We start from the raw sequence: 12693 nt of genomic DNA on the forward strand, positions 1-12693 counted from the left end.
GGCTATTGGGCCGAGGCTGCCAGCAGGCAGTCGGCGGTGAAGTGGTAGCGGCCGTCCTGTTCGTCCACGCCGTACCCCCGGTAGGCGATGTCCTGGAAGAGGCCGGACTCCCGCAGCTTTTGGATGTAGCTCGGCGCGTCCTTCACCCCGGAGGAGGACAGTTCCAGGCTCAGCAGCCCGGTCTCGTCGGAGAAGGAGGTGCTCTCCACCTGCACGGCGTTTCCGGTGAGGCTGATGACCTGCCGGTAGAGCTCCTTGTAGAGTCGGGGGTAGCCGGCCAGGGCGTCCAGGTCGCTCTTGAGGGCGTCCCGCCGGGCGGTGTAGCCCGCCAGTTGGTCGGAGAGTTCCACCGCCTTGCTCTGCCGCTGGAGGTTTTGCGGGTTTTGCAGGTAGGCCTGCAGGGGCGCGTCCTCCTTTTTCAGGCGGGAGGTGGCGCCGGTGTAGTAGAAAAAGGCGGCGGCGAAGGCCCCCAGCACCAGCGCGAAGGGGAGCGCCAGCAGGGCGATGCGGAGGATGGGGCGGCCGCTGCGCCGCCCGTCCTTCAGCCGGGCCAGGTAGTCGATGTCCTTTTTGCGAAGCGCCTTCATCACCAGATCCCCCCTGTCCGAATCAGTCCCCCCACGGCGTACAGGTGCTCGGCAAGGGTGAATTGGCACCCCCTGCGGCGGGGCAGGGCGGCGATTTCAGGGCAGTCGGGGAAGGGGTCGGCGGCGATGCCCAGGCTCTCGGCCAGGGCCGCGCAGAGCCCCTCCTCCCCCTCCTTGAGGCCGGCCAGGTAGACGTGTTTGACCGGCTCCCCCTTTTCGGAGGCGTTGAACTGCACCATGGAGGAGAGCAGCCGCCCGATCTCGGCGGCGGACTGGGGGGTGCCCCGCCCCTCCAGCAGGCGGGAGCGGTTGCAAAACCGGTAGTCGCCGGCGGCCAGCAGGGTCAGGTCGACGCCCAGGTCGTCGAGCACCACCACCACGCAGCTCTCCCGCTGCAGGGCGGCCGAGAGCCGCGCCACCTTGATGAGGCCGCCGATGTTCAGCTCCGCCGAGCGCAGGCCGATGCCCGCCGACGCGAACAGCTGCCGGTAGGACTGGATGAAGGCCCGGGGCGCGGCGGTGCAGAGGACCGCGCCGCCCCCTTCGGGGAGGCGGGGGGTGAGCACCGCGTAGTCGTAGAGCAGCTCGGCGGGGTCCTCCACCTCGGGGAACTCGTCCACCAGCACCCGCTGCAGTTTGCCGCGGGAGAGGGTGGGGACCACCGAGCGCTTGAGGAAGACCGAGCGCCCCCCCACCACCAGCCGCACCCCCCGCTGGGGGAGGTGGCTGCGGCCCCAGAGGCTGCAGAGGGCCGCCTTGACGGCCGCCTCGTCGATGAACACGCCGCCGATGACCGCCCCCGGGGCCAGGGGTTCCGAGCAGACCCGCTCGATCTGCACCCCCTTGCGCCCGGCCCGGCCCATCACCGCGTGGATGGCCTCGTTGCCGATATATGCCGAACATTCCATGGTGTTTTTTCTCCTTTAAAAAGCGGGTTCGATCAGCCGCCGTAACTGCCGGCGCCGGCGCCGATCTGGTCGTAGAGGGAGTAGATGGGCAGCATCACCGAGATCATGATGAAGCCGATGACCAGCGCCATGAGGATGATGAGCACCGGCTCGAGGATGGCGGTGAGCTTGGCGGTGGCGCTCTCCGCTTCGTAGTCGAAGGACTCGGCGGTGGACTCGAGCATCTCGTCGAGCTTGCCGGTCTCCTCCCCCACCCGGATGGTGGCGGCCAGCTTGGGGTCAAAGCCGTCCACCTGGGCGATGGCGTCGGACAGGGCGCCGCCGCTGCGCACCTGCCGCACCACCCCGTCGAACTGGTCGCCGATGTAGCGGTTGCCGGTGGTGCCGCGGGCGTTTTGCAGGGCGGTGATGATGGGCAGCCCGCTGGCATAGAGGGAGCTGAGGGTGCGGGCAAAGCGGGCGGTGTAGATGGTGCGCAGCAGCTTGCCCACCAGGGGGAGGCGCAGCTTGCAGCGGTCCACCGCCAGCCGCACCTTGGGCAGGCGCAGCACAAACCCCAGGACCAGCACCGCCAGCAGCGCGCCGATGACCCAGAACAGCCAGTACCGCTCCAACCCGCCGCTGATGGCCATCACCACCTGGGTGGGCCAGGGCAGCTCCATCCCCTCGAAGAGGGTGAAGAAGTTGGGGAGGACGAAGAGGAAGATGCCCAGGGTGATGACCACCGTCAGGCACAGGAGGATGATGGGGTAGACCATCGCCCCCCGCACCTTGCTGTTGAGGCGGTGCTCCTTTTGGTAGTGGAGGGCCATCTTCTGGGAGGTCAGGTCCAGCCGACCGCTGGCCTCCCCCGCGCGGTACATCTGGATCAGCAGCTCGGGGAAGGCGCCGGTCTGCTCCTCCATGGCCTCCGACAGGGGGAGCCCCCGCTGGAGGGAGCGGTAGAGGTGCTGGTAGACCCGCTTGATGCGCACCTTGGGGTCGCGCTGGATGAGGATGGAGACCGAGCGCAGCAGCGGCACACCCGAGCCGAGCATGGTGCCCAGGTCGCGGCAGAACTCGGAGAGTTCCAGCGGCCGCAGCCGGTAGGAGGCGGTCTTCTCCTCCTTCTCCTTGCAGGAGAGGAGGAAGAGCCCGTCGCCCCGCAGCCGCTCGGACAGCTGGGCCTCGGCCGGGGCGTTCATCTCCCCCTCAGTGATCTTGCCGCCCTTGTCGGCGGCGCGGTACTGGTAGACGGGCACCTGCCCCGCCCCCTTTCCGATTTGATAAACCCCCTAGGCCAGGCCAAAGAGGGAGAGATAGCCGGAGATGAGCCCCTCGCCCCAGAGGAGGGCCACCCCGATCCCCCCGGCCAGGAAGGGGCCGAAGGCGAAGTGGCTCTTCCGCCCGGCGCGGCGGGTGGCCAGCAGCCAGACCCCGTAGAGCCCGCCGCCCACCAGGGCCAAAAAGGCGGCCGCCAGGGTGGCGCGCCACCCCAACAGGAAGCCGGCGGCCGCCATCAGCTTTACATCGCCCCCGCCAAAGCTCTCGGGCACCAGCCGGGTGCAGAGGAACAGGGGCAGGCTGATCTCGGCCGCGCCGAGGAGGCGGGAGAGAAGCCCTACCCCCGGCGCCGCGGGGACCGCCAGCAGCGCAGAGGCCGCCAGGGCCAGCACCAGCCCGTTGGGGATCTCCATGGTGGCGGCGTCGATGCAGGCGACGCACAGCAGCACGCAGAGGGCGCCAAAGGCCACCGCCGCCAGGGGGGTGGGGCCCAGCGCCCCCACACAGAGAAGGGCCAGCGCCCCGCCGGCGCACTCGACAAGGGGGTAGCGGGGTGAGATGGGGGCCCCGCAGGACCGGCAGCGCCCCCGCAGGGCCAGCCAGCTAAAGACCGGCACCATGTCCAGCGGGCGGAGGGTCTTGCCGCAGCTGGGACAGAAGGAGCGCCCTTTGGCCACCGAGATGCCCTGGGGCACCCGGTAGATGACCACGTTTAAAAAGCTGCCGATGACGCTGCCGAAGGCAAAGAGGAGGAGGGCCAGCACGGTGCAGGCGACGTAGTACGAAGCTGGCACTGGCGGACCCTCCCCTCTCGGGCATTTTTGCCCTTATCTCAGAACACCCCTGCGGGAAAGTCCCGCAAGGGTGCCCTCTGTCTAAAAAGACCGTTTACATTTACGGATTCGGAACGATTTTCGTCACTGTAAAAGTTTCAGCAGCCGTGGAACTGTATACAACTTGGTACTTCTTTGAAGTCTCATAAGTAAAACCAGTGACCGTGCCGTTTAGGACAGAAATCTTCGTACCCGCTTTAAAGTTCCCGCCGATGTTGGCCAAATCGGTCACTTTTGTCAGCTGGTCGCCACTCAATTCGGTCAATCCGGGGTTTTTCTCGTAAGTCTCAGAGGCAATGGTCTGGGCAGACATCAAAATCGTCCGCGCCTCGACAATGGCCTCTTTCTCGTGGGCCTTGTCGATCCACTTGACCATGGAGGGGATCAGCAGGGCGGCCAGGATCGCCAGGATGACCAGCACCACGATGACCTCGACCAGGGTGAAGCCCTTTTTGCCGGTCTTTTTTTGCAGCTGCGCCTTGGCACGAGTTGCCAATTTGTTCATTCAAATGACCTCTTTTCTCGGCGCTCCGCCAAGGGCAGAGCAAACATTTTTACACAGCGGCCCGCCGTGTCCCGTGTACATGGTTCCATTATACGGCCCTTTCTCTCAAAAAACAAGACTATTTTACCCCGATTCCCCGGCATTTTGGAAAAAGGCGACCCGGTTTTTCCCCGCCCCTTTGGCGGTGTAGAGGGCCTGGTCGGCAGCGTGCAGCAGCTCGTCGTAACCGCTGCCGTCCTGTGGCCAGAGGGCCACCCCCACACTGATGGAGGTGGGGAAGTCGTCACAGGCGGCCACCGACTCGCAGAGCTGCTCGGCCCGGTGCTCCACCAGTTGGGCCGAGGGGGCGTCCCGCATCCAGACCAGGAACTCGTCGCCGCCGTAGCGGCCCACCACGTCGCTCTGACGGAAGGTGCGCTGCAGCAGGGACGCCAATTGGATGAGCACCTGGTCCCCCACCTGGTGGCCCAGCTGGTCGTTGACCCCCTTGAAGTCGTCCACGTCGATGAAGAGGCAGGCGTGCACCCGCCCCCCTTCCGGCACCCGCGCCAGCATGGGCTCCACGGCGGCGCGCAGCCCCCCGCGGTTGTAGATGCCGGTGAGCCCGTCGCAGCGGTTGGCCCGCAGCACCGCCTGGTTTTTGCGCCAGATCAGCCAGATGCAGAGGAGGACCACGCTGTAGAGCAGCAGGTTGAGCCCCATCAGGGTCACCGAGCGGCCGTTGATGGTGGAAAACTGCCGCTCCACCGACTCGGCCAGGACCAGGGAGAGGACCGTCCAATCCCCCACCCCGGCGGGCTCAAAGTAGAGGTAGCGGGCCTTGCCGCCCCGGTAGTAGGTGAAGAGCCCCGACTCCCCCGCCCCGACGCGCTCGCGCAGGCTGGCGAGGGTGTCTGCCCCCTGAAAGTCCATCTGGCCGATGGCGTCGTAAAAGGTCTCGTACCGCTCGGTCCCGGCGTAGCCCGAGACCATGGCCCCGTCGGGCTGGATCACCATGGTGGCCCCCAGCCCGGCAAACTGGGCGCTGCCCAGCATTTCGGTAAAGTGGGTCACCGGGTACTCGGCATAGGCCACCCCGGCCACCTGCTCCCCCTCGTAGATGGGGATGGCCAGCACCACGCAGGAGCGGCCGTCCAGACAGCTGCCGTGCACCCGGCTCAGCACCTGCTCCCCGGCGGCGGCCCGCTGAAAAAAGTCCCGCCCGGAGATGTCCACCGGCACCCTGGTGCCGGTGTAGAGGGTGCCGCCCAGGTCGGAGAGGCCCAGCCTGCAGTCCTCGTCCCGGCTGTTTTGCCGGCGCAGCAGCTCGACGATGTTGTCGTTGTCCCGGTCGGCGTTCCCGGCGCAGAAGAGGGCCACCGCGTCCAGCTGGGCAAAGTAGTCCTCCACCAGGCCGGAGACCATCGCCCCGCTCTGGTGGGTGTAGCGGGCCATCTCCTCCTCGGTCTTTTTTAGGAGGGTGGCCCGCAGCCCCCGCTGGTAGGAGACAAAGGAGAGCACCGACAGCACCAGGGCCAGGGCAATGGCGCAGGTGGGCAGAAGCAGGTTTTTTCGCCTGCGGCCGATCTCCTGTTTCACCCTGCGCGCCCCCCTTTGCCCCGCCCGCTGCGGGGCGAGGGGCCGCCCGCGGCAGCCCCTCGATTTTCACCAGTATACCACGCAATCCCGCCCGTCGGAAGGCATTTCTAAAAATACCAAAAAAAATTCTCTGTTTTTGACAGGCAAAAAGCCACCCCAGGCAAAAAGCCACCCCAGGCAAAAAGCCCGGGGTGGCTCCCCCGCCGGTGGGTCACCAGCGGTCGATGTGGATCTTCGCCTCGTCGTACCGCTCGTCCGCGGCGGCGGGCTTCGTCTCCCCCGGCCAGCCGATGGAGAGGACGCAGAAGGGGATGATGTGCGCCGGCAGCTCCAGGGTCTCGGCGACCCGGCGCATCTTGTCGGTCTGGGGGTAGGTGCCCAGCCAGACCGCGCCCAGCCCCATGCCGTGGGCGGCCAGGAGGATGTTCTCGGCCGCGGCGGCGCAGTCCTCGACCCAGTAGTCCCTGCCCCAGCGGTAGGCCCGGTCCCAGTCGCCGCAGAGGGCGATGGCCAGGGGGGCCTCTTTCAGCATCAGCCCCGAGTGGCCCAGGCAGTCGGACAGGCGCTCGAGCACCGCCCGCTCCCTGGTGACGACGAATTCCCAGTCGCGGTTGTCCACCGCGGTGGGGGCGATCATCCCCGCCTTGAGCAGGGCCCTGACCGCCTCGTCCCCCACCGGCTGGCCGGTGTACTTGCGGATGCTGCGGCGGGTGTAGATGGCTTCCAACACGTCCATACAAAAAACCTCCCTCTCTTCCGGGGTCCGCCCGGTCACAGCCCCATCATACCACCGGCAGGGGGCGGGCGCAAATGCCGGGCGCTCTTAGAGGTTCTCGTTTTTCAGGGCGTCCATCACGTTTTCGCGGCGGAGCTTGCGCAGCGACAGGGACATGGGCAGCCCCACCAGCAGGAACACCCCCAGCACCGCCGCCAGATAGGCCCCCCAGGGGAGGGAGAAGGCAAAGGCGAAGTTTTGCTCCAGCACCTTGTAGATGCCCAGGGCCAGCAGGGCGCTCACCGGCAGGCCCAGGGCCAGGGCCTTCACCCCGTAGGAGAGGCTCTCCCAGCGCATCATCCGCCGGAAGCCCCGGGGGGAGATGCCCACCGAGTGGAGCATGGCGAACTCCCGCCGGCGCAGGGCCACCCCGGTGGAGACGGTGTTCCAGATGTTGGCCCCGCAGACCACCGCCACCAGGGCCACAAAGCCGTAGACAAAGACCTCCACCAGCAGCAGGAGCTGACTGTTTTGCTCCCGGTAGCGGGTGAAATCGGTGACGCTCCACTCGCTGCGGGTCTCCTTCTGGTACTGGAGCAGGCGGCTGTAAAAGAGGTCGGGGTCGGCGGCGCGCACCATCACGGAGGCGGTGCGGGAGTCGGTCCCCATCTGGTCCAGCCAGCCGGCAAAGGTGTCCTGCGAGACCAGCACCGCCAGGGTGGAGCTGTTGCCCATGGCCCCGGCCACCGGCATGGGGGCCTCAGAGGAGACCCCGGCGATCTGCAGGCGCAGTTGGGGGCTCCCCACCTCGCCGGTGGCAAAGGTCAGTTCGCTGCCCAGGGGGTCGGCCAGGTGGCGCAGCTCCCGGAACTCGTGTCCGACCCGGTAGAGCTGGGGCGAGAGGAGGATGCCCTTGTCGCTTTCGCCCAGCAGGGGGGCGGCCTCGAGCCCCGCGCGCCGGCAGTACCTCTGCAAGGACGCCTCGTCCAGGGCGTAGACCTGGATCCCCATGGGGTAGAGCCCGTCTCCCCGCTGCCAGATGGCCGACCGGGCCTCGGCGGTGAGCTGTTCGGGGCGCAGGGTCAGTTGGCCGTACAGGCTTTGGGTGCAGGCGCTCTCCTCGATGCCGGGGAGGGCCTGGATGCCGGCGGCCAGCCGGTCGCGCTGGCTGTCGCTGGTGTAGGGGAAGTTGACGGTGTAGTCAAACTGCACGTCCTCCACCGTCATGGAGAAGGAGCGCCCCATGTAATAGGTAAAGGTGGAGGCGGTGAGAAAGAGCACCACGCTGACAAAGAGGGAGAGGAGGGTCGCCAGGTAGCGGCTGCGGCTGCGCTTGCTGTTTTTCAGCCCCAGCTCCCCTTCAAACCCCAGCAGCCTGCGGCTGATGGGGGAGGTGCGCACCTGCCGGGGGGAGATGCGCACCTGCCGGCTGCCGCGGATGGCCTCGATGGGGGGGATGCGGGAGGCCCGCTGGGCCGGCACCCAGGCCGAGAGGAGGAGCACCGCCGCCGAGAGGAGCACCGCCGCGCAGACGGCGGCCGGGGCGATGACCACCCGCAGGGGCTGGGCGGCGCGAAACATCTCCTGGACGATGGAGCCGATGCAGGCGAAGGTGATCTTGATGCCCAGCCAGCCGGCGAAGAGACCCAGGGGGATGGCCGCCACCCCGATGAGGGCCGCCTCAAAAAAGACGCTGCCCCGCTTCTGGCGGCGGGTGGCCCCCACGCTGGAGAGCATGCCGAAGGTGCGCCCCCGCTCGGCCAGGGAGATGGCGAAGGCGTTGTAGATGAGGCTGACCGAGCCGACGAGGATGACCCCGCAGACGATGGCCAGGGCCCCGAAGAGGGTGCTGTAAAGGGTGTTGTCGTCGGTGATGCCCATGTAAAAGAGCAGCTCGCTGTTGTAGGTGCGGGCGCCGCCCACCTGTTCCCAGAGGCGGTCGCCCCAGTCGTAGACCCCCCGGTCGAGGTGGGCCATCGACGCGGACACCTCCAGCTGGCCGCCGTACCCGTCGGGCAGACAGGTGATGCCGGTGTAGCTGCGGCTCCAACTGGGCTCCAGGCCGGTGGAGAAGGAGCCGATGCCCACCAGGGTGTAGCGCTCGCTCCCCTCGGGCAGCCACTGCTCCCCGTCCGCCGCGGGGGAGGCGGGGGAGACCGGCAACAGTTCACCGCTCTGTTCGTCGGGGGCCAGCCGCCGGCCGGTGGGCAGCACCACCTGCTGCCCCACCTGCCAGTCGAGGGCAGAGGTCTCCAAAAACGCGCGGGAGACCACCAGTTCCCCCGCCCGCTCGGGCAGCCGCCCCTCCTCCAGGGTGAGGGGGGCCCGGGCGGCCGACTGGTCGGAGGGGTCGTAGCCCCAGAGGGCTAGGTAGGGGCGCTGGGTGTCCAGGCTCTCCGGCGGCTCGGCGTAGGAGAGCAGCCCCCGGGTGGTGACCGACCCGGTCTGGCTGTCGGCGCGCACGGCGGCGGGGGCCGCCGGGGAGACCCCCTCGAAGCGGACGTGCCAGTCGCCGGTGTCGGCCAGCACGGTGCGCTGCATCATGTCCAAAAAGGAGACGGCGATGAGAGAGACGGCGGTGAGCATGGCCACCGACACGGCGGCCCCCAGCACGGTGACCAGGGTGCGCCGCCGGTTTTGGGCCATGTTTTTGAGGGTGAGGCGGTGGATGATGTTCATCGGCGGATCACCTCGTCCTGGGCAATCTGCCCGTCCTCAATGGCGATGATGCGGTCGGCCTGCAGGGCGATGCGCTCGTCGTGGGTGATGATGAGCAGGGTCTGGTCCAGGGTGCGGTGAAAGTCCCTCAGCAGGCCGATGATCTCGCCGCTGTTCTTGCTGTCCAGGTTGCCGGTGGGCTCGTCGGCCAGCACCAGGGCGGGGCTGGCGATCAGCGCCCGGCCGATGCTGACGCGCTGCTGCTGCCCGCCCGAGAGCTGGCTGGGCAGGTGGCCGAGCCGCTCGCCCAGGCCCAGTTTTTCCACCAGGTTTTGCAGCCGGAAGGGATCGACCTTCCGCCCGTCCAGCAGCAGGGGGAGGGTGATGTTCTCCTCCACATTGAGGACGGGGATCAGGTTGTAAAACTGGTAGATCAGCCCGATTTGGCGGCGGCGGAAGATGGCCAGGGCGTTTTCGTCCATTTGGTAGACGTCGGCCCCGTCCACCAGCACCCGGCCGGAAGTGGGGCGGTCCACCCCGCCGAGGATGTGCAGGAGGGTGCTCTTCCCCGAGCCGGAGGGGCCGACAATGGCCACGAACTCCCCCTTTTCGACGGTGAAGGAGACCCCCTTCAGGGCGTCGGTGCCGGTCTCCCGGCCGCCGTAGTGTTTGCAGAGGTTTTCCACGCGCAACAGTTCCATCAAACCATTCCTCCCATGCGGGCCGGGGCCCGGTGATCGGCGGGGGCACGCTCCCCCGCCTGGCCCCACTCTACTTTTGGCAGGTGACGCGGGGGTGACCCGGGCGGTGACCATTTAGTCACCTTCAGACGATCTGCTTGTAGAGCTTGACCGAGAACTCGGCCCCGCCCTCGGGGCGGTTGCGGGCGCTCACGTCGGCGTTCTGGCTCTGCAGGATGGTCTTGGCCATGGCCAGGCCGATGCCCACCCCGTCGGAGGCGGCGTTTTTGCCCTTGTAAAAGCGCTCGAAGAGGTGGGGCAGGTCGCCGGGGTCGATCCCCTCGCCGCTGTCGCAGATGGCGATCTCGGTGTGCAGCGGGTTCTCGCTGCAGCGCACCCGGATGTCGCCCCCGGGCGGGGTGTGCTCGGCGCAGTTTTTGAGGAGGTTGCCCAGGGCCTCGGCCGTCCACTCCCCATCCCCCCGCCAGGTGAGGGCGGGGGGACAGTCGATGGAGAGGGAGAGCCGCCGCCCCTCTAAAAGCGGGCGCAGGGGGGCCGCCGCCCGGGCCAGGAGGTCGGCCAGGGAGAGCTCCTCCCTGGCAAAGGCGACGGCCTCGGCGTCCAGCCGGGAAAACTTCAACAGGGTGCCCACCAGCCACTGGATCCGCTCCAGCGACTGGCTGGTGCTCTGCCAGAACTCCTCCCGCCTATCTTCCGGCAGGTCGGGGGAGCGCAGCAGTTCGGTCATGACAAAGAGGCTGGTGAGGGGGGTCTTGAGCTGGTGGGAGATGTTCTGCATGGCCTCGGCCAGGTAGTCCTTGTCCCGGTGGAGCTGCTCGGCCTGCCGGGTGAGGACGCAGGTGATTTTGTAGAGGTCGTTTTTGAGGATGCTCAGCTCCCCCTCCCGGTTGTCGCGGATGTCCAGGGGTTTGCCCCCCGAATAGACCGACGCCAGGTACTGGGAGAGGCGGCGGATCTCCCGGTAGCGCCGCCGGGTAAAGGCGGCGAAGAGGCCCCCCAGCAGCGCGCAGAGGGAGAGGCAGATCCACCCGGCCGCCGGGGCGACGGCAAAGCAGAGGGCCGTCCCCGCGGCGGACAGGGCCACAAAGTGGACGGCGGCGAGCTTCCCCTCCTGGCCGCGCAGCATCACTCCCCCTCCATTCGGTAGCCCAGGCCGCGGACGGTGGAGATCCGCCCCTCGTCCCCGGCGGCGGCCAGCTTTTCCCGCAGCCGCTTGATGTAGACGGTGAGGGTGTTGTCGTTGACAAAGTTGCCCGCCACGTCCCAGATCCCCTCCAACAGTTGGCCCGGGGTGGGCGGCAAAGGTCAGCAGCAGCCGGTACTCCAGGGCGGTGAGGGCCAGTTCCCGCCCGGCAAAGCGCACCTGGGCGCGCTGGGGGCAGATGGTGAGGGCGCCGAAGGCGAGGGAGGTCTCCCCCCCGCCCCGGCCGCTGCGGCGCAGCACCGACTTGATGCGGCTGAGCAGCTCCCGCAGGCGAAAGGGCTTGGTCACGTAGTCGTCCGCCCCCATGTCCAGCCCCATCACCGCGCTGACCTCCTCGTCGCAGGCGGTGAGAAAGACCACCGGGGTGTCCCCCAGGGCCTTGGCCCGGCGGCAGATGTCGTAGCCGCTGCCGTCGGGCAGGGTCAGATCCAGCAGCAACAGGTCCCAGCCCCCCGCCTCCACCCCCCGCAGGGCGTCGGCGCAGGTGGTGCAGTGCTCCACCTGGTAGCCCTCGGCCTGCAGCGAATAGCAGAGACCGGCAGCGATGGTGCGGTCGTCCTCCACCAGCAAAATGCGCATCTCCGCGCTCCCCCCTTCCCCGCGGGGGCGACACAGGTCCCCCACGGTCGAACTTGCCTCTATTATAGCAAACCCCGCCCCCCTGCGGGTGACGATTTCGTCACAATGGGGGCGGGGAAGTTTCTGCCAGTTCCCGGGGGAACGGTGAGAGGGAAGGCGGTGATTGCCATCCTATTTTTATTACAGTTAGTATTACATCTATTTGTTTATACGTATTTTAAGGGTTTGTTCAGCGGGAGCGACCTCTCGCTGGCCAAAGGCCCAGGCCGAGAGGGCCGCGACCACCGGGACCGTCAGGATCACCCCCAGGGTGCCCGCCAGCCCCTGCAGGATCTCGATGCCGATGGCGTACATGTTGATCACCTGCAGGTAGGGCATATCGTAGGCGTAGATCACCAGCAGGGTATTGACCGAACCGCCGGTAAAGGCCAGGATCAGGGTGTTGGACATGGTGCCCATCATGTCCCGCCCCACATTGATGCCGCTGCGAAAGAGCTGCCGCCGGGTGAGGGAGGGGGTCTGGGCGATGAGCTCGCTGGCGGTGGAGGAGATGGACATGGCCACATCCATCACCGCCCCGAGCGAGGCGATGAGGATGCCGGAGAAGAGGACCCCACCAACCTGTAGGCGGCTGTTTTGGCCGATGACGATCATGGTCTCGATGTCGCTGACGTTGTAGCCGGAAATCCTCCCCAGGGCCCCAAAGAGGGCGGCGATCCCCCCGGCGGCCACCACCCCGACCACCGTGCCGAGGATGGCGCAGAGACTTTTGCGGGTGGGGCCGCCAATGAGGTAGAGGGTGACCAGGGTAGTGAGCGCCACCACCGACACCGCCGCCCAGAAGGGCGAGACCCCCAAGTAGAGCAGGGGCAGGTAGAGAAAGAGGACGCAGAGAAAGGTGAAGACGAGCCCCGCCGCCGACTTGAGGCCCCGCTTCCCCCCGATGGCGCAGAGCACCGCCAAAAAGAGGCCGACCAGGGCCCAGAGTACCCCGCCCCGGTCGTAGTTGTAAACGCTGGCGGTGAGGGCGCCGCCGTACTCGCCCAGCTGCACCACCACCCGGGTGCCCACCCGACAGGCGGCCCCGTAGAGATAGCTGGCCGAGTTGTCGGCCGTGACCGTCTCCCCCCGGTGGGCGCCGCTGCGCAGCAGCACCTGGACG

11 protein-coding genes and 1 pseudogene are annotated in these 12693 nt (G+C 67.6%); all 12 read right to left on the reverse strand.

The genetic code is table 11. The features are described 5' to 3' along the window. Positions 1 to 2 precede the first annotated feature (2 nt). Positions 3 to 590, reverse strand: a complete 588-nt coding sequence (locus GT748_RS06845; protein WP_161213548.1) for a hypothetical protein — start codon at positions 588 to 590, stop codon at positions 3 to 5. Beyond that, entirely contained in the window at positions 587 to 1495 is a 909-nt protein-coding gene (gene pilM, locus GT748_RS06850) for a type IV pilus biogenesis protein PilM (RefSeq protein WP_021658743.1), read from the reverse strand. The genes GT748_RS06845 and pilM overlap by 4 nt, the downstream gene beginning before the upstream one ends. Before the next feature lie 32 nt (positions 1496 to 1527). After that, complete coding sequence (locus GT748_RS06855) at positions 1528 to 2736, reverse strand: type II secretion system F family protein (RefSeq protein ID WP_021658744.1); 1209 nt, start codon at positions 2734 to 2736, stop codon at positions 1528 to 1530. 33 nt (positions 2737 to 2769) lie between these two features. Then, on the reverse strand, positions 2770 to 3552 hold the full coding sequence (locus tag GT748_RS06860; RefSeq protein ID WP_052537610.1) for a prepilin peptidase: 783 nt from the start codon (positions 3550 to 3552) through the stop codon (positions 2770 to 2772). A 100-nt stretch (positions 3553 to 3652) separates the two neighbouring features. After that, positions 3653 to 4096 (reverse strand): prepilin-type N-terminal cleavage/methylation domain-containing protein, encoded by a 444-nt coding sequence (locus GT748_RS06865; protein ID WP_021658746.1) that lies wholly within the window; start codon positions 4094 to 4096, stop codon positions 3653 to 3655. Positions 4097 to 4219: 123 nt separating this feature from the next. Further along, on the reverse strand, positions 4220 to 5674 hold the full coding sequence (locus tag GT748_RS15970; protein ID WP_021658747.1) for a sensor domain-containing diguanylate cyclase: 1455 nt from the start codon (positions 5672 to 5674) through the stop codon (positions 4220 to 4222). Positions 5675 to 5885: 211 nt separating this feature from the next. Next, positions 5886 to 6410 carry a nitroreductase family protein gene (locus GT748_RS06875; protein ID WP_021658749.1) on the reverse strand — a complete coding sequence of 175 codons (525 nt, stop codon included), beginning with the start codon at positions 6408 to 6410 and terminating at the stop codon, positions 5886 to 5888. An 87-nt stretch (positions 6411 to 6497) separates the two neighbouring features. Beyond that, positions 6498 to 9068 carry an ABC transporter permease gene (locus GT748_RS06880; RefSeq protein WP_021658750.1) on the reverse strand — a complete coding sequence of 857 codons (2571 nt, stop codon included), beginning with the start codon at positions 9066 to 9068 and terminating at the stop codon, positions 6498 to 6500. Further along, positions 9065 to 9748 carry an ABC transporter ATP-binding protein gene (locus GT748_RS06885; RefSeq protein ID WP_021658751.1) on the reverse strand — a complete coding sequence of 228 codons (684 nt, stop codon included), beginning with the start codon at positions 9746 to 9748 and terminating at the stop codon, positions 9065 to 9067. The genes GT748_RS06880 and GT748_RS06885 overlap by 4 nt, the downstream gene beginning before the upstream one ends. A gap of 124 nt (positions 9749 to 9872) precedes the next feature. Continuing rightward, on the reverse strand, positions 9873 to 10874 hold the full coding sequence (locus tag GT748_RS15490) for a sensor histidine kinase (RefSeq protein WP_044992154.1): 1002 nt from the start codon (positions 10872 to 10874) through the stop codon (positions 9873 to 9875). Next, positions 10874 to 11531 (reverse strand): annotated as a pseudogene (locus tag GT748_RS16090) (response regulator transcription factor). Before GT748_RS16090 ends, GT748_RS15490 begins: the two are co-directional and overlap by 1 nt. Positions 11532 to 11729: 198 nt before the next feature. After that, the coding region (locus GT748_RS06900; protein WP_161222323.1) for a YibE/F family protein at positions 11730 to 12693 on the reverse strand (964 nt) is incomplete at its 5' end.

Origin of the sequence: Bittarella massiliensis (ex Durand et al. 2017) (assembly GCF_009876955.1) — a bacterium.
Lineage (GTDB): Bacteria > Bacillota > Clostridia > Oscillospirales > Ruminococcaceae > Bittarella > Bittarella massiliensis.

Coding starts and splice junctions, on each gene's coding strand:
- pilM (WP_021658743.1), bottom strand. CDS start 1,495: ATGGAATGTTCGGCATATATCGGCAACGAGGCCATCCACGCGGTGATG.
- GT748_RS06865 (WP_021658746.1), bottom strand. CDS start 4,096: ATGAACAAATTGGCAACTCGTGCCAAGGCGCAGCTGCAAAAAAAGACC.
- GT748_RS06875 (WP_021658749.1), bottom strand. CDS start 6,410: ATGGACGTGTTGGAAGCCATCTACACCCGCCGCAGCATCCGCAAGTAC.
- GT748_RS06880 (WP_021658750.1), bottom strand. CDS start 9,068: ATGAACATCATCCACCGCCTCACCCTCAAAAACATGGCCCAAAACCGG.
- GT748_RS06885 (WP_021658751.1), bottom strand. CDS start 9,748: ATGGAACTGTTGCGCGTGGAAAACCTCTGCAAACACTACGGCGGCCGG.
- GT748_RS15490 (WP_044992154.1), bottom strand. CDS start 10,874: ATGCTGCGCGGCCAGGAGGGGAAGCTCGCCGCCGTCCACTTTGTGGCC.